This window comes from Pseudomonas fluorescens (assembly GCF_004683905.1).
Classification (GTDB): domain Bacteria; phylum Pseudomonadota; class Gammaproteobacteria; order Pseudomonadales; family Pseudomonadaceae; genus Aquipseudomonas; species Aquipseudomonas putida_A.
The window spans coordinates 509,078-525,731 of the sequence record NZ_CP038438.1; the positions used below are offsets into that span (position 1 = coordinate 509,078).

11 protein-coding genes and 1 pseudogene are annotated in these 16,654 nt (G+C 60.7%); 9 read left to right on the forward strand and 3 right to left on the reverse strand.

All coding sequences use genetic code 11. The features are described 5' to 3' along the window. Window positions 1-177: 177 nt before the first annotated feature. The 4 genes and pseudogenes from E4T63_RS02305 (at window position 178) to E4T63_RS28905 (ending at window position 2,744) form a co-directional block, all read left to right on the forward strand. Window positions 178-408 (forward strand): hypothetical protein, encoded by a 231-nt coding sequence (locus tag E4T63_RS02305; RefSeq protein WP_003220969.1) that lies wholly within the window; start codon window positions 178-180, stop codon window positions 406-408. Continuing rightward, entirely contained in the window at window positions 405-707 is a 303-nt protein-coding gene (locus E4T63_RS02310) for a cell division protein ZapA (RefSeq protein WP_135294803.1), read from the forward strand. The genes E4T63_RS02305 and E4T63_RS02310 overlap by 4 nt, the downstream gene beginning before the upstream one ends. 144 nt (window positions 708-851) lie before the next feature. After that, a pseudogene (locus tag E4T63_RS28900) lies at window positions 852-1,829 on the forward strand (cache domain-containing protein); the annotation flags it as partial. A gap of 207 nt (window positions 1,830-2,036) precedes the next feature. Next, the gene (locus tag E4T63_RS28905) at window positions 2,037-2,744 is read left to right on the forward strand and encodes a methyl-accepting chemotaxis protein (RefSeq protein ID WP_432431703.1); all 708 of its coding nucleotides are present in this window, start codon (window positions 2,037-2,039) and stop codon (window positions 2,742-2,744) included. Window positions 2,745-2,944: 200 nt separating this feature from the next. On the opposite strand, the gene E4T63_RS02320 is transcribed toward E4T63_RS28905, so the two are convergent. Then, window positions 2,945-4,747 carry an acyl-CoA dehydrogenase gene (locus E4T63_RS02320; protein ID WP_135294804.1) on the reverse strand — a complete coding sequence of 601 codons (1,803 nt, stop codon included), beginning with the start codon at window positions 4,745-4,747 and terminating at the stop codon, window positions 2,945-2,947. Window positions 4,748-5,006: 259 nt separating this feature from the next. Continuing rightward, window positions 5,007-8,960, reverse strand: coding sequence for a trifunctional transcriptional regulator/proline dehydrogenase/L-glutamate gamma-semialdehyde dehydrogenase (gene putA, locus E4T63_RS02325; RefSeq protein ID WP_135294805.1), 3,954 nt, complete (start codon window positions 8,958-8,960; stop codon window positions 5,007-5,009). A gap of 457 nt (window positions 8,961-9,417) precedes the next feature. Between putA and putP the strand changes: the two genes are divergently transcribed. The 5 genes from putP (at window position 9,418) to E4T63_RS02355 (ending at window position 15,768) form a co-directional block, all read left to right on the forward strand. Then, a complete protein-coding gene (gene putP, locus E4T63_RS02330; RefSeq protein WP_135294806.1) occupies window positions 9,418-10,902 on the forward strand; it encodes a sodium/proline symporter PutP in 1,485 nt (494 codons plus the stop codon). 353 nt (window positions 10,903-11,255) lie between these two features. Next, the gene (locus E4T63_RS02340; protein ID WP_135294807.1) at window positions 11,256-13,271 is read left to right on the forward strand and encodes a type VI secretion system tip protein VgrG; all 2,016 of its coding nucleotides are present in this window, start codon (window positions 11,256-11,258) and stop codon (window positions 13,269-13,271) included. Continuing rightward, window positions 13,261-13,965 (forward strand): DUF4123 domain-containing protein, encoded by a 705-nt coding sequence (locus E4T63_RS02345; protein ID WP_098966876.1) that lies wholly within the window; start codon window positions 13,261-13,263, stop codon window positions 13,963-13,965. The genes E4T63_RS02340 and E4T63_RS02345 overlap by 11 nt, the downstream gene beginning before the upstream one ends. A 326-nt stretch (window positions 13,966-14,291) precedes the next feature. Next, the gene (locus E4T63_RS02350) at window positions 14,292-14,612 is read left to right on the forward strand and encodes a hypothetical protein (protein WP_097087106.1); all 321 of its coding nucleotides are present in this window, start codon (window positions 14,292-14,294) and stop codon (window positions 14,610-14,612) included. A gap of 316 nt (window positions 14,613-14,928) precedes the next feature. Further along, a complete protein-coding gene (locus E4T63_RS02355) occupies window positions 14,929-15,768 on the forward strand; it encodes a 23S rRNA (adenine(2030)-N(6))-methyltransferase RlmJ (protein ID WP_003220988.1) in 840 nt (279 codons plus the stop codon). A gap of 119 nt (window positions 15,769-15,887) precedes the next feature. Here E4T63_RS02355 and msrA read toward each other — a convergent pair whose 3' ends face one another. Beyond that, on the reverse strand, window positions 15,888-16,553 hold the full coding sequence (gene msrA / locus E4T63_RS02360) for a peptide-methionine (S)-S-oxide reductase MsrA (RefSeq protein ID WP_135294808.1): 666 nt from the start codon (window positions 16,551-16,553) through the stop codon (window positions 15,888-15,890). Window positions 16,554-16,654: the final 101 nt, after the last annotated feature.

Genomic DNA, 16,654 nt, shown 5'->3' on the forward strand with positions numbered 1-16,654 from the left:
TCGCATATGGGCCTGAGCGACGAAGTGCAGGAACCAGATCGGCAGATCACAGTCTTTTAAACTCGCGAGAACGGTCGGCCGCCAGGAAAATCAAGGCCTTGCGCCGGTATAACCCTGGCATCCGCAGTGACTTTTCTTTATCGTACGCGCCCTTTGAAAAACGCCTGGAAGATCAAAATGTTGGAAGCATCCCTCAGCCAATTGGAACAGCTCGTCAGCGACCTGGTGCAACAGAACCAGACCCTCACGCAAACCAACCAGACCCTGTCCACGGAACTGGCCCAGGCCAAGGATGAAAACGAAAGCCTGCAACTGAGCCTGATGGAACAGGAAGAGAAGCACGGCGCCACCGCTGCACGCATCCAGGCTCTGGTTGATCGCGTCAACGCAGGTCCTGTCAGCGCATGAACCACCATACAGCAGGGGTAAAAGTCATCTCCATTCTCGGGGAGGACTATTCGATCAAGGCACCGGCCGGGGAAGAACAGACCCTGCTGGACGCCGCACTGATGCTCAAGGCCGCACTGGCCGACACCAAACGCAAATACCCGACGCTGATCGGTGACCGCTTGCTGGTGCTGGCAGCGATGAACCTGTGTTCGCAGCAGATCGAAATGAAGAAGCAGCACCAGGAAGAACTCGACCGTTACCAAGAGCAAGTCAGCGCCACGGTCGACACCATCGCCAAGACCATCAGTCAGGGCTGATAGGGTTGCGCACAACCAAAGAATAGATTGTCGATCGGGTTGTATACAATCGGCACGGCTGTTGCATTGTTTCGGCCACTTATTCTTTGGGGGTGCTCCATGCAGTTGTGGCGACGCAGTATTCAATGGCAGCTGATTCTCAGCATGGGCACCGCCCTGCTGGTCAGCATCCTGATCGTGGTTGGCATATATACCCTGGTGGTCAACCGCCTCGCCCAGAGCTATCTGGTCGAACAAGCGCTGCCGTCGAGCATCGAAGCGACGCGCAACGACATCGAACGCATCCTCGTCCAACCCCTGACTGCCGCCAAAGACATCGCCAGCAACAGCATGGTGCGCGATTGGCTGGCCTCGGGTGAAGACAGCAGCAAAACGGCGGCCTTCGCGCAGTATCTGGAAGGCATCCGCGCCGAACATAAAGCTTTCACCGCGTTGATCATCGGCACCGACTCCAACCACTACATCACCGAAAAAGGCCTGGATCGCACCCTCAGCCGGGCCAAACCGGCCGATGCCTGGTTCTATGCCTTTCTCGACAGCAACCAGCCGCGCACCCTGAACATCGACAACGATGGCGCCACCGGAGAATTGGCACTGTTCATTGACTTGAAGGTCGAGCAGGCCGGCAAAGTGGTCGGCGTCGCGGGACTCGGCCTAAGCATGAAAGAGCTGTCGGAGTTGATCCACAACTTCAGCTTTGGCGAGCGCGGCAAGGTCTATCTCGTGCGTTCCGACGGTTTGATCCAGGTCCATCCCGAGGCGCAGTTCAGCGGCAAGCGCACCCTCACGGAGCAGATTGGCGCGTCGGCTGCACAATCGGTCATGGGTCAAAAAGTCGCCACCAACAGCTCCTTCCAGCGCGATGGCGAAGACTTCCTCGCCTTCAGCCTGCCGCTGCGCGATCTGGGCTGGACGCTGGTGGCCGAAGTGCCGCAGGCGCAGATCTACGCCGAGGCCCGCAAGGCGATGTGGATGAGCGGCGGCATCGGTCTGGCGGTGGCACTGGTGTGCCTGGCGCTGGTGGTGTGGCTGGCCCAAGGGCTGGTGCGACCGATTCGTCAGGTAACAGCCGCGCTGGTAGCGATCGGTAGCGGCGGTGGAGATTTGACCCATCGGTTAGATTCCAGCCGCGCCGATGAGCTGGGCGATCTCGCGCGCGGCTTCAACCGTTTTCTCGACAGCCAGCGCGGGCTGATCGGCGAAGTCCTGACCACCAGCGAGCGTCTGCGCACAGCAGTCGGCCAAGTGGCGAAAGTGGTGGAAAACACCGCCGAACGCTCCGGGCGCCAGCAGGAAATGACCGACATGGTCGCCACGGCGGTGCATGAGATGGGCCTGACCGTGCAGGAAATTGCGCAGAACGCCGGCAACGCCGCGCTGGCTTCACAAACTGCTCGCGATGAAGCGCTGCAGGCGCGGGAAGTGGTCGGTGGCTCGATCCGTCATATCGAAAGCATGTCCGATGAGATTGGCGTGGCGGCGGGCGCGGTGGGTGAGCTGGCGCATCAGGTGGCGTCGATCGATTCGGTACTGGCGGTGATTCGCGGCGTGTCCGAGCAGACCAACTTGCTGGCGCTCAACGCGGCGATTGAAGCGGCGCGCGCCGGAGATATGGGGCGCGGGTTTGCCGTGGTGGCGGATGAAGTGCGCACCTTGGCGCGCAGGACTCAGGCGTCTACCGACGAAATCCAGCAAATGATCGGCAGCCTCAAACAAGGCGCAGAGAATGCCGTGTCATCGATGCGCACCGGGCAGGCGGCGACCGGCACCGGGGTTGAATCGAGCCAGCGTACTGGCGCGTCGTTGACCGCGATTACCGGGCAGGTCGAGCGCATCAGTGACATGAACCATCAGGTGGCCACGGCCACGGAAGAGCAGTCTGCAGTGACCGAGGAGATCAACCGCAATGTGCAGGGGATTTCCGATCTGGCCCGGGCCACGGCGGGCGAGGTGCGGGCGTGTCGCGAGGATTGTCAGATGTTGCAGCGGTTGGCGGATGATCTGGCAAGGCAGATGGGTGGGTTCAAGTTGAGCTGAGTGCTGAGTCTGAAAGCCCCTCACCCTAGCCCTCTCCCGGAGGGAGAGGGGACTGACCGAGCCGTCTCTCGCTATACATCGACCTGAAAACGCCAGTCGATTATGGATTCGGTAGACCTCTTTCAGGTCGATGGAGTATTCAAGCATACCCTGTTCGGCCCCCTCTCCCTCCGGGAGAGGGCTGGGGTGAGGGTTGGCTCTCAGAACCACCCATCCTGCATCGCCAGGCACGCATCATCCCGCGCCTCCAGCAACGCCAGCTCATGGTGACAGCCCGGCACTTCCCACGTCAGGAAATACCGCGCCGCCTGTAGCTTGCCCTTATAGAAGTCAGCATCCGCCGCATTGCCTTTGGCCAAACCTTCCTCAGCCCGAATCGCCTGCTCCAGCCAGCGCCAGCCAATCACCGTGTGCCCGAACACCTTCAGGTACAGCGCCGAATTCGCCAGGCTGCTGTTGACCTTGCCCTGCGCCAGATCGGTCAGCAGGCCGATGGTCACCGCTTGCAGGCGCGCCACGAGTTTCTCAAGTGGCTCACGCAGTGCGGTCAGCGATTCATACGCTGTCGCGCGCTCGGCAGTGTTGGCGATCAGGCGGATCAGTTGCTTGAGTCCAGCGCCGCCGTTCTGCGCCAGTTTGCGCCCGAGCAAGTCCAGCGACTGAATACCGTGGGTGCCTTCGTGGATCGGGTTCAGGCGGTTGTCGCGGTAATACTGCTCGACCGGGTATTCGCGGGTGTAGCCGTGACCGCCGAGAATCTGGATCGCCAGTTCGTTGGCCTTCAGGCAGAACTCCGACGGCCAGGATTTGACGATCGGCGTCAGCAAGTCCAGCAGCTCGTGGGCCTGTTTGCGCTCTGCTTCGGTTTCCAGCGTGGTGGTGTCATCGAACAGCCGCGCCGCGTACAGGCCGAGGTCAAACGCCCCTTCGACGTAGGATTTTTGCGTCAACAGCATGCGTCTGACGTCTGCGTGCTGAATGATCGCTACCGGTGCGGTGCTCGGATCCTTGCTGTCTGGCACCCGCCCTTGCGGGCGTTCGCGGGCGTACTCCAGCGAGTACAGGTAACCGGCGTAGCCGAGCATCACCGCACCCATGCCGACGCCAATCCGCGCCTCGTTCATCATCTGGAACATGTAGCTCAAACCATGGTGCGGCTTGCCCACCAGATAGCCGACGCACTCGCCGTTATCGCCGAAGTTCAGCGCGGTGGAGGTGGTGCCGCGCCAGCCCATCTTGTGGAACAGCCCGGCCAGCAGCACATCGTTGCGCTGGCCGAGGCTGCCGTCATCATTGACCAGAAACTTCGGCACGATGAACAGCGAAATGCCCTTCACCCCCAGCGGCGCGTCCGGCAGCTTGGCCAGGACCATGTGCACGATGTTTTCCGACAGCGGATGATCGCCGCCGGAAATGAAGATCTTGTTGCCCTTGAGCCGATAAGTGCCGTCAGACGCCGGCTCGGCGCGGGTACGAATATCCGACAGCGACGAACCGGCGTGCGGTTCGGTCAGGGCCATGGTGCCGAAGAAAAGGCCGTCGATCATCGGTTGCAGGAAGCGCTGTTTCTGCTCGGCGCTGCCAAAGCTTTCGATCAGATTGGCCGCGCCCATGGTCAGGAACGGGTAGGAAGTGGTCGCCGCGTTCGCCGCTTGAAAGTGCGCAAAGCAGGCTTGCGACAGCAGCGTCGGCAGTTGCATGCCGCCGGCTTCGAAGCTGCGCGCGGCATTGAGGAAGCCCGCCTCGAGGAACGCGTCCACCGCCGGTTTGACTTCGGGAATCAGCATCGCCTGACCGTTCTCATAACGCGGCTCGTTCTCGTCGCCCTTGCGGTTGTGCGGTGCGAAGTATTTCTCGGCGATGCTGCGCGCGGTGCCGATGGCCGCGTCGAAGGTCTCGCGGTTGTGTTCGGCGAAGCGCTCACGCCGGGTCAGGCCCTCGGCATCGAGGACTTCGTACAGCTCGAAAGCCAGATTACGGGAACTGAGCAGCGTCTCGGACATGGCGGCCTACCTGAACATTGGGATTGGGCCGAGTCTAGGCTTGCTGATAAAGGCTGAATACGATGATTGATAACGGTGATGTCAGGGCCGAGCACCGACTTAACAAACACCCCGAAACAACTGTGGGAGCGGGCTTGCTCGCGAATGCGGTGGATCAGTCACTGGAGATGTCGACTGACACAACGCCTTCGCGAGCAAGCCCGCTCCCACATGGGATTTGATTGTCAGGCAACCATCGCGGTTGCCTGACTTCTCGGGTTTAACCGATGGTCATCAGGCTGGCATTACCCCCCGCCGCCGCGGTGTTAACGCTCAATGCCCGCTCAATCACCAGACGCTCCAGCGCGATGTTGGTCTCGCCCTGGGACAATCCCTGAACGCCAACGATCGCACCGGCACGCTTGGCAATCTGCTGGCAGACACCACGCAACTGGTCGGAATGGCCGTGATGCAGCACGGCATCAAACACCACTTCATCCTTGTGCCAGTCGGCAACCCGTTTGATCCGCGCCTGAACGTCCTTCGGCAGGCGTGCGAACAAGGCCTTGCTGATGTCGGATTCCGGCCATACCGCCGAACCGCCGACCGCCAAGACCGCCGCCAGTTGAGTCAGCAGATCGCCTTCGACGTCGGCCAGGCACAGCACGTGTTCACGCGGCAGGATCGCGTAGCTGTTCTTCTCGCCGGTCGGGCCGGCCAGCACGCGGGTGATGCCGCTTTGCGATTGCGCGGCGTACTGCACGCACAGGGTGCTCAGTTCGGCGTACTGGTTGCTCTCGGCCCAGGCCTTGAAGGCGTTCAGCGGTTTGCTCATGGCATCACGCAGACGCACGTCCGGGGCGACGGCTGCATCACCGCGAGCGAAGGATTGTTCGATCGCGTCAGTAGGACGGGTCGACAGCAGGCGGTACAGGTACAGCGGACCACCGGCTTTCGGGCCAGTACCCGACAGGCCTTCGCCGCCGAATGGCTGCACGCCGACCACGGCACCGACGATGTTGCGGTTGACGTAGACGTTACCGGCGTTGACGTTGTCGATCACCTTGGCGATGGTCTCGTCGATGCGGGTGTGTACGCCGAGGGTCAGGCCATAACCGGAGGCATTGATCTGGCCGATCAACTGGTCGATGTCCTTGCGCTTGTAGCGCACCACGTGCAGCACCGGGCCGAAGATCTCGCGTTGCAGTTCATCGAAGCTTTCCAATTCGATCAGGGTCGGCATGACGAAGGTGCCGCGTTTGACTTCTTCGCTGTCGGCGATAGCCACCTGGTACACGCTGCGACCTTTATCGCGCATGCCCTGGATGTGCTTGTCGATGCCGGCCTTGGCTTCGGCGTCGATCACCGGGCCAATGTCCACGGACAGACGCTCAGGGTTGCCGAGACGGCTTTCAGCCATCGCGCCTTTGAGCATTTCGATGACGCGGTCGGCGGAATCTTCCTGCAGGCACAGCACGCGCAGGGCCGAGCAACGCTGACCGGCGCTGTCGAAGGCCGAGGACACCACGTCGATCACCACTTGTTCGGTCAGTGCCGAGGAGTCGACGATCATCGCGTTCTGCCCGCCGGTTTCGGCGATCAATGGAATCGGGCGGCCCTGGCTGTCGAGGCGACCCGCGATATTGCGTTGCAGCAGACGCGCCACTTCGGTGGAACCGGTGAACATCACGCCTTTGACGCGCTCATCACCGACCAGACCGGCGCCGACGGTTTCACCGCGACCCGGCAGCAGTTGCAGCACGCCTTCGGGAATCCCGGCTTCCAGCAGCAAGCGCACGGCTTGCGCGGCAACCAACGGAGTCTGTTCAGCCGGTTTGGCCAGTACCGGGTTACCGGCGGCCAGCGCGGCAGCGACCTGACCGCTGAAGATGGCCAGCGGGAAGTTCCACGGGCTGATGCACACCACCGGGCCCAGTGGGCGGTGGGCGTCATTGCTGAAATCGTTGCGCGCCTGCACCGCGTAGTAACGCAGGAAGTCGACCGCTTCGCGCACTTCGGCAATGGCGTTGGCGAAGGTCTTGCCGGCTTCACGGGCCAGCAGGCCCATCAGTGGCTGGATCTCGCCTTCCATCAAGTCAGCGGCACGCTCCAGAATCGCCGCGCGCTCGGCCGGCGGAGTAGCCTGCCAGATTGGCGCAGCATTCAGGGCGCACTGGATCGCGTTGTCGACGTCTTCGACGGTAGCTTCCTGCACGTGACCGACCACATCGCGGTGATCCGCCGGGTTCAGCACTGGCGCCGGGGCTTCGTTGCTGGAAGCGCAACCGAGCATCGGTGCGGCTTTCCAGTTGTTGTGCGCAGTGGCGAGCAGGGCGCAGGACAGCGAGGCCAGACGATGTTCGTTGGCCATGTCGATGCCGGCGGAGTTGGCGCGCTCGGAGCCATACAGGTCACGCGGCAGCGGAATGCGTGGGTGCGGCAGGCCGAAACCACCTTCCACGGTCGCCATCTGCTCGATCTGGGCCACCGGATCGGCCACCAGTTCCTGAATCGAAATCGACTGGTCGGCAATGCGGTTGACGAACGAGGTGTTCGCGCCGTTTTCCAGCAGACGACGCACGAGGTAGGCCAGCAGGGTTTCGTGGGTACCGACCGGTGCGTACACGCGGCACGGACGGTTCAGCTTGCCTTCGGAAACTTTGCCTACAACTTGCTCGTAAAGCGGTTCGCCCATGCCGTGCAGGCACTGGAATTCGTACTGGCCCGGGTAATAGTTCTGACCGGCAATGTGGTAAATCGCCGACAGGGTGTGGGCGTTGTGCGTGGCGAACTGCGGATAGATGACTTCCGGCACCGACAGCAGTTTGCGCGCGCAGGCAATGTAGGACACGTCGGTGTAGACCTTGCGGGTGTAGACCGGATAGCCTTCCAGGCCTTCGACCTGGGCGCGCTTGATCTCGCTGTCCCAGTACGCGCCTTTCACCAGACGGATCATCAGGCGATGACGGCTGCGGCGGGCCAGATCGATCACGTAGTCGATCACGTACGGGCAACGCTTCTGATAAGCCTGAATCACGAAACCGATGCCGTTCCAGCCGCTCAGTTGCGGTTCGAAGCACAGGCGCTCGAGCAGATCCAGCGACAGCTCCAAGCGGTCGGCCTCTTCGGCGTCGATGTTCAAGCCGATGTCGTATTGCTTGGCCAGCAGGGTCAGCGACAGCAGACGCGGGTACAGCTCGTCCATCACGCGCTCGTACTGCGCACGGCTGTAACGCGGGTGCAGGGCCGAGAGCTTGATGGAAATGCCCGGGCCTTCATAAATCCCACGGCCGTGGGAGGCTTTGCCGATCGAGTGAATGGCTTGTTCGTACGACGCCAGGTACTTCTGCGCGTCGTGTTCGGTGAGTGCCGCTTCACCGAGCATGTCGTAGGAATAGCGGAAGCCCTTGGCTTCGAACTTGCTCGCGTTGGCCAGCGCTTCGGCGATGGTTTCGCCGGTGACGAACTGCTCGCCCATCAGACGCATGGCCATGTCGACGCCCTTGCGGATCATCGGCTCGCCGCTCTTGCCGATGATCCGGCTCAGCGACGAAGTCAGCCCGGCTTCGTTGTGGGTCGACACCAGTTTGCCTGTCAGCAGCAGACCCCAGGTGGCGGCGTTGACGAACAGCGACGGGCTGTTGCCCAGGTGCGGCTGCCAGTTGCCGGTGCTGATCTTGTCGCGGATCAGCGCATCGCGAGTGCCTTTGTCCGGGATACGCAGCAGTGCTTCGGCCAGGCACATCAGGGCCACGCCTTCCTGGGACGACAGGGAAAATTCCTGCAGCAGGCCCTGAACAATGCCTGCACGACCGCCGGCACTTTTCTGGTTACGCAGTTTTTCCGCGATGGTCGCAGCGAGTTTGTTGGTGGCTTCGGCCATCGGTGCCGGCAGGCGCGCCTGCTCGATCAGCATCGGCACCACTTCCGGCTCAGGGCGACGGTAAGCAGCGGTGATCGATGCGCGCAGTACCGATTGCGGCAGGATGCTTTCAGCGAATTCGAGGAAGCACTGGTGGGCGTGATCGGTCTGCACTTCGCCAGCGTCATCGCTGTCCTTGGCGGTCAAACCGTTCAGCTCGGTCAGGGTTGCACCACCCTCGAGTTTTTCCAGGTAATTGAAAATTGCCTGCTTGATCAGCCAGTGCGGTGTGCGATCAATCGAGGTCGCGGCAGCCTTCAGGCGCTCGCGGGTCGGGTCATCGAGTTTGACCCCAAGGGTGGTGGTAGCCATATTTTTATCCTCATGGTTGCCACAGTTGCGTGGCATCAGCTGGCGGCAAGATTAGCCGTGCGCCGGAAGAGGTGCAACCGGGTGCAACCCTTTTTTTGTCGGAAAAATAAACGCTTCGTCAGGAATTATTTTCTGGTACTGAAGTGCCGCTCCTGCTTGGTGCTTTTACTTCTAGCAGAGAGACTCGACTGCGCTAAAAGGGAGCAAAAACGGCGTATTTATCGGTATATCCGACTAGGTGCAACTTAATCGCCAGAAACTGGTTGCACCTTTTTTACTTTGTTGCATAGCATTCGCGCCCAAGGTGCAACCGGGATAACCCGGTGCATCGGCTGGTGGCTTTCCTGGGGAAACATCAGTCCTAAATGCGCGGGATCCCGTTTCGTCTGCCAAACGTGGTCGTTTGTGGACGATCAATCACCGCTGCAACATAAAAACAAAGCCAGGGCGTAACTTAATGAGCGTAAGCAATCCAACACTGATCACGTTCGTGATCTACATCGCAGCAATGGTGCTGATCGGCTTCATGGCCTATCGCTCCACCAATAACCTCTCTGACTACATTCTTGGCGGCCGCAGCCTGGGCAGCGTCGTGACGGCTCTGTCCGCCGGTGCTTCCGACATGAGCGGCTGGTTGCTGATGGGCCTGCCGGGTGCCATCTACATGTCCGGTCTGTCCGAAAGCTGGATCGCCATCGGCCTGATCGTCGGCGCCTACCTGAACTGGCTGTTTGTCGCCGGCCGTCTGCGCGTGCAGACCGAGCATAACGGCGATGCCCTGACCCTGCCGGACTACTTCTCCAGCCGTTTTGAAGACAAGAGCGGCCTGCTGCGCATCATCTCGGCGATCGTGATTCTGGTGTTCTTCACCATTTACTGCGCTTCCGGCATCGTGGCCGGCGCCCGTCTGTTCGAAAGCACCTTCGGCATGTCCTACGAGACGGCGCTGTGGGCCGGTGCTGCGGCGACGATTGCCTACACCTTCGTCGGCGGTTTCCTCGCGGTGAGCTGGACTGACACCGTACAAGCCACGCTGATGATCTTCGCCCTGCTGCTGACGCCGATCATCGTGCTGCTGGCCACCGGTGGCGTGGACACCACGTTCCTGGCCATCGAAGCCCAGGACCCGAGCAACTTCGACATGCTCAAGGGCACCACCTTCATCGGCATCATCTCGCTGATGGGCTGGGGTCTGGGTTACTTCGGTCAGCCGCACATCCTCGCGCGCTTCATGGCTGCTGACTCGGTGAAGTCGATTGCCAACGCCCGTCGCATCTCCATGACCTGGATGATCCTGTGCCTGGGCGGCACCGTCGCCGTGGGTTTCTTCGGTATCGCCTACTTCTCGGCGCACCCGGAAGTGGCCGGTCCAGTCACCGAGAACCACGAGCGGGTGTTCATCGAGCTGGCAAAAATTCTTTTCAACCCGTGGGTTGCCGGTGTCCTGCTGTCGGCGATTCTCGCCGCTGTGATGAGCACCCTGAGCTGCCAACTGCTGGTGTGCTCGAGCGCCCTGACCGAAGACTTCTACAAAACCTTCCTGCGCAAATCCGCCTCCCAGGTAGAGCTGGTGTGGGTCGGTCGCGCGATGGTGTTGCTGGTGGCGCTGATCGCTATCGCCATGGCCGCCAACCCGGAAAACCGCGTACTGGGCCTGGTGTCCTACGCCTGGGCCGGTTTCGGTGCCGCGTTCGGTCCGGTGGTGCTGATCTCGGTGATCTGGAAGGACATGACCCGCAACGGCGCACTGGCCGGCATCCTGGTCGGCGCGATCACCGTAGTGGTCTGGAAGCATTTCGAACTGCTGGGTCTGTACGAAATCATCCCGGGTTTCATCTTCGCCAGCCTGGCGATTTACATCGTCAGCAAAATGGGCGAGCCAACCAAAGGCATGGTGCAGCGCTTTGAAGCGGCGGAAAAAGATTTCCACCTGAACAAGTGATGCATTGAGCTTCGGCTCACCAGAAAACGGCCCGCTTCCTACAGGAGGCGGGCCGTTTTTTTATGCCTGCAATATCCCTGAGTCAGCATAGATCCCCTGTGGGAGCGGGCTTGCTCGCGAAAGGGTCGTGCCAGTCGACATTGATTTCATTTGACCCACCGCATTCGCGAGCAAGCCCGCTCCCACAGGAGATCGGTGGTGAGTTTGAGAGGGTTGTCTGTAGTCGCATGCGCCGATTTTCGAAGGCTTTTTCGACAGGAAAAGTAGGGCAAATCTGATTTTCCCGTCACCCACCCAACACCCCTTGCCCCTCATGCAGAATCGCCCGCCCTCAATCTGCAGAGAGACATCGGATGTTCGCGCCTGCCAATCAACCGCGTTTCACGTTGACCCTCGAAGGCGCCCAAGTTGATCTCAAAGTCCTTGAGTTCACGGGCAAGGAAGCCATCAGCCAACCCTTTCGTTTCGAGCTGGAACTGGTCAGTGAGCGTCCGGATCTGGACCTCGAAAGCCTGCTGCACCGTCAGGCGTTTCTGAGCTTCGATGCGGAAGGTTCCGGTGTCCATGGTCAGATTTATCAGGTCGGGCAGGGCGATTCCGGGAAACGTCTGACGCGCTACCACCTGAGCCTGGTGTCGCGTCTGACCTACCTCGGTCACCGCATCAACCAGCGGATTTTTCAGCATCAGACGGTTCCGCAGATCGTCGCGCAGATCCTCAAGGATCACGCAATCCTGCGCGATGCCTTCGAGTTCCGCCTCGGCAGCGATTACCCGGTGCGGGAATATTGCGTGCAATACGCCGAGAGCGATCTGGCGTTCATCCAGCGCCTGTGTGCCGAGGTCGGCATTCATTACCACTTTCAGCACAGTCCCGAAGGCCATCTGTTGGTGTTCGGCGACGATCAAACGGTGTTTCCGCGCCTGGCCGAACCGACGCTGTATCTGCCGGGTAGCGGCATGGCGTCGACGGCGCCGGCCATCAAGCGCTTCAACGTCCGGGTGGAGACTCGCACCAGCGTGGTCACCCGGCGCGACTACAACTTCGAAAAGCCGCGACTGCACCTGCAAAGCCGCAGCGACAGTGAGCAGCGCCCGGTGCTCGAGGACTATCACTTTCCCGGCCAATTCAACGATCGAGAAACCGGTAGGCAACTGGCGCAACGTACGCTGGAAAGGCATGTCGCCGACTACCGTCAGGCTGAGGGCATCAGCGACATATCCGCACTGGTTTGCGGACATTTCCTGCAACTGAGCGAGCATCCGCGCCAGGACTGGAATGACCTGTGGCTGCTCACCGCCATCGAGCATCATGGCCGACAGCCGCAAGTGCTGGAGGAATCGGTGACCAGCGATGGGGAAACATTCCAGGGTTACCGTAATACCTTTCTTGCCACGCCGTGGGAGGTGTTCTTTCGCCCGGCGTTGGGGCCGGAAAAACCGCGCATGCCCGGTTATCAACCGGCCGTGGTCACCGGGCCGCAAGACACGGAAATCCATTGCGACGAGTACGGCCGGGTCAAGGTGCAACTGGCCTGGGATCGTGACGGCGAGCTCAACGAGCATTCCAGTTGCTGGCTGCGCGTTGCCACGGGTTGGGCGCATGATCATTACGGCAGCGTGCTGATCCCGCGGGTCGGCATGGAAGTGCTGGTCGGATTCATCGACGCTGATGCCGACAAACCGTTGGTGATGGGTTGCCTGCCAAACGCCGCAACTCCGCTGCCGTTGGACCTGCCCACCGACCAGACCCGCAGCATCTTCCGCAGCCAGAGCAGCCCCGGTGGTGGCGGTTACAACGAGCTGCGCATCGAGGACAAAAAGGGCGCCGAAGAAATCTATCTGCGCGCCCAGCGCAACTGGACGCAGCATGTCCTGCACGACCAGCAGGTGCAGGTCGACAACCAGCGCAGCATTGTCGTCACTGGCCTTGCCAGCCATGAACTCAAGGCTGACGAGCAGCGCATCACCCACGGCCAGCGCCAGACCGAAGTGAAACAGGACGATCACCTCACGGTTATTGGTGATCGGCATATTCGGGTGAGTAGTCAGGCAACCAGTGCGAGCGCACAAATTCACGTCAGTGCCGGGCAACAAGTGGTGATCGACGGTGGCGCGAGCGCGACGATTCAGGCCGGCGGGCAATGGATCAACATCGGCCCCGGCGGGATTTTCAGTAGCGTGCCGATTGTCGTGGGTGGGGCGCCAATGGCGGCGATGAGCGCGGCGCCGAGTGTGCCGGGGTTGCCGGTAAAACTCGCAGCAGCACCAGCGGCCATGCTCACTGCTGCGCAAATCATGAGCTTTAAAGGTGATGCACCATTCTGCGAAGAGTGCGAGCGTTGCAAGGACGGTGTCTGTGCAGCTTGAGTGCCTCACACCTGCAGAGTGGTTGGCGCGTGAACCGCTGAAACCTGCGGAGCAACTGTTCGCGATCTTCAGTAGCGCCAGCGACGCCAGGCCTCCGCTGGTTGCACCGAGCCCGATCTGGGCAGAGACGATCTACGCCGAGTGGGATGCGGTGATGCCCTTCGTGGGAATTGTCGCGGCGGACAGTGAGTTTCTCGACTGGGTGGCGAGTACCGAGTCTCGCGACTGGGGGTGGTTGGCGGTGTCCTCGGCGAGCCTGGAGGTGGTAGTTGAGCACTTTCGCAGCCTGACTCAAGTGCTGATGCCGGACGGCGCAGCGGTGTTTTTTCGCTTCTGGGATGGGCGGTTTTTGTTGCCGATCCTGCAGTCCGATGAAGTGCAATCTGCGCAGTTGATGCCGGTGATCTCGCGCGGCTTGATCAATGGACAGGCCGTGGATATCGGGGGCAGGGCGCAGGTTTCAGGGCGGGTGTTTCCCTGGTGGAAAGTGCCTGAGTCAGTGCTGGCTTCAGCAGGGAATTCAGTCCGGATCGGGAATGCGCTGCAGTGGCTGAGCGAGGAGCATCCGGCGCTGTACGAGGCGTTTCCGCAGGCTGTGTTGCGCTGCAAGGTTCAGCAGTTTTTTCAGGTTTCGGCGTCGGAAGAATCGTCGCAATCGGCGTTATTGGCATATTTGCAGGACGAAGCGGAGTGAAATTTCCGGGCGAAGGCTTCGGAAATTTCCCGCGAGTTGCGGCGGATTTCATGAACTGGTGGGCGGTGGGTTGCGGGGATAGTCTTTTCGTTGTCACCGCGAGAGTGGTGACAGGGTGTAGGAACCCGTTACCTATGGTGCATCAGCGCTGTTGATTTAATTGCGACATGTAACTTGTGCCAGCAATATCTTTAGCGGCGGCTGTGTGCGGGGCACGCTTTGGCGTGGCCGAATTCCATGGGTCGGTTCCTACTCCCGTGCACAGCTGCCACCCGATCCCGTAGGAAGGAGCGAGGCAGTTCATTTTCACATCCATGGTAGAAAACATGACGATGCTTAAACCCGACCCACCCTACGAAAAAATCATCCCCCATCCCGATAATCGCTTCATGGCCCTGACCGGCAATTGCAGCGACATGCCCACTCTGTTCATCGACACCCAAGTCCCCCTCGACATCCTCATGGACGCCGCCAACCACCGCATCCGCGCCGTGATTCAAGTGCTGGAAAACATGTGCATGCGCGGCTCGGTCGAATGCGACTCGATCATCCTCAGCGACTTCGCCATGCTCTGCGCCATTCCGCTGCGTGACGGCTGTGATGTGCTGGATGTGATTGGCAAACGCCTCGGCAACCTGTCCCTTTAAGCCTGAGAGCGTTTTTGTGGCGAGGGAGCTTGCTCCCGCTCGGCTGCGTAGCAGCCGCAACCCGGTTGTCGCGGTGTCAGACGAAATGGGGGATTGAGGTCTTGGGGCCGCTGCGCAGCCCATCGGGGATGAATCCCCTCGCCACAAAGGCAAGGGCAAAAGATCGCAGCCTTCGGCAGCTCCTACAGGGGGGAACGCCAATCCCGTGTAGGAGCTGCCGAAGGCTGCGATCTTTGCTGTTGAGGTCCGCTCGGCCGCCAACCCCTGACTTGCCGCCCGGTAAAAGGTAAACTTTGCGCCCTTCGCAGGAGCAGCCATGAATTATCGTCACGCCTTCCATGCCGGCAATCACGCCGATGTGTTCAAACACCTGACCTTGACCCGCCTCATCGCGCTGATGTCGCGCAAGGAGCAGCCGTTTGCCTATCTCGACACGCACGCCGGTATCGGTTTGTATGACTTGCAGGGTGATCAGGCCAACCGTACCGGCGAGTACCTGGAAGGCATTGCGCGTTTGTGGGATCAGCCGGATCTGCCGGCGCTGACCGCCGACTACATGAAGGTGCTGCACGAGATGAACCCGGATGGCCAGTTGCGCTACTACCCGGGTTCGCCGGAGTTGGCGCGGCGTCTGACCCGGCCTCAGGACCGGGTGATGCTCAACGAGAAACACCCGGAAGACGGCGTGCAGCTCAAAGAGAACATGGCCGGTGACCGTCGGGTGAAAGTGCATCTGGGCGAGGGCTGGCATGTGGCGCGGGCGATGCTGCCGGTGCAGGAGAAGCGTGCGGTGATGTTGATTGATCCGCCGTTCGAACAGCTCGACGAGATGCAAAAGTGTGCGGCGTCGCTGAAAGAAGCGATTGGCCGGATGCGCCAAACCGTGGCGGCGATCTGGTACCCGGTAAAGGACCAGCGTGCGCTGCGACGTTTCTATCAGGATCTGGCTGGTACCGGTGCGCCGAAGTTGCTGCGCGTGGAACTGCTGGTGCATCCGCTGGATACGCCGAACAGCCTCAACGGCTCGGGGATGGCGATTGCCAATCCGCCGTGGGGGCTGGAGGAAGAATTGCGTGAGCTGCTGCCGTGGTTGTCGAAGAAGCTTGGGCAGACTCAGGGTGGGTGGCAGATGGATTGGTTGATTGCCGAGAGCTGATCAAGGGCAAGATCAAAAGATCGCAGCCTGCGGCAGCTCCTACAAGTTCAGTGTCGTCCACACATACGCGGACCTGTAGGAGCTGCCGAAGGCTGCGATCTTTTGCTTTCAGACTTTAATCAATTACCCGCCAGGCTCGGTGGCATGCACACGCCGGTGCCGCCAATCCCGCAATAGCCCTCAGGGTTCTTCGCCAGATATTGCTGGTGATACGCCTCGGCGAAGTACACGGTCGGCGCCTGCTCGATCTCGGTGCTGATTTCGCCCAGACCCGCCTTCGACAGTTCAGCCTGATACAGCGCTTTGCTCTTCAGCGCCGCATCCAGTTGCTCAGGCGAGGTCGCGTAGATCACCGAGCGGTATTGGGTGCCGATGTCGTTGCCCTGACGCATGCCCTGCGTCGGGTTGTGCAGCTCCCAGAACATCGCCAGCAGCTCTTCGTAGCTGACCTTGGCTTTGTCATACACCACCAGCACTACTTCGGCGTGGCCGGTCAGGCCCGAGCAGACTTCTTCGTAGGTCGGGTTCGGCGTGTAGCCGCCGGCGTAGCCGACCACGGTGCTGACCACGCCTTCGCGCTGCCAGAAGCGGCGTTCCGCCCCCCAGAAACAACCCAGACCGAAGATCGCAAAGTCGACGTCCTGAAAGAATGGACCGAGCAAGGGAGTTTCTTCGAAGACGAAATGCTTTTCAGGCAGGGTCATCGCGGTTTCGCGGCCGGGCAGCGCTTGTTCTTTGGTCGGTAGCACGTTTTTGTTCACCAGAATTTCCGAGCGCAGAACCATGATCGTTCCTCTCAGTCAGGATGGGATGTAAAAAGTCAGACCGTCAGTGTGCCGAATGATGCCGGATTTCGCACTATTCAAATGTGGGAGCGGGCTTGCTC

Excerpts from the sequence above, each read along its gene's own strand:
- E4T63_RS02305 (WP_003220969.1), top strand. The coding sequence starts at position 178 with ATGTTGGAAGCATCCCTCAGCCAATTGGAACAGCTCGTCAGCGACCTG.
- E4T63_RS02310 (WP_135294803.1), top strand. The coding sequence starts at position 405 with ATGAACCACCATACAGCAGGGGTAAAAGTCATCTCCATTCTCGGGGAG.
- E4T63_RS28905 (WP_432431703.1), top strand. The coding sequence starts at position 2,037 with ATGGGCCTGACCGTGCAGGAAATTGCGCAGAACGCCGGCAACGCCGCG.
- E4T63_RS02320 (WP_135294804.1), bottom strand. The coding sequence starts at position 4,747 with ATGTCCGAGACGCTGCTCAGTTCCCGTAATCTGGCTTTCGAGCTGTAC.
- putA (WP_135294805.1), bottom strand. The coding sequence starts at position 8,960 with ATGGCTACCACCACCCTTGGGGTCAAACTCGATGACCCGACCCGCGAG.
- putP (WP_135294806.1), top strand. The coding sequence starts at position 9,418 with ATGAGCGTAAGCAATCCAACACTGATCACGTTCGTGATCTACATCGCA.
- E4T63_RS02340 (WP_135294807.1), top strand. The coding sequence starts at position 11,256 with ATGTTCGCGCCTGCCAATCAACCGCGTTTCACGTTGACCCTCGAAGGC.
- E4T63_RS02350 (WP_097087106.1), top strand. The coding sequence starts at position 14,292 with ATGACGATGCTTAAACCCGACCCACCCTACGAAAAAATCATCCCCCAT.
- E4T63_RS02355 (WP_003220988.1), top strand. The coding sequence starts at position 14,929 with ATGAATTATCGTCACGCCTTCCATGCCGGCAATCACGCCGATGTGTTC.
- msrA (WP_135294808.1), bottom strand. The coding sequence starts at position 16,553 with ATGGTTCTGCGCTCGGAAATTCTGGTGAACAAAAACGTGCTACCGACC.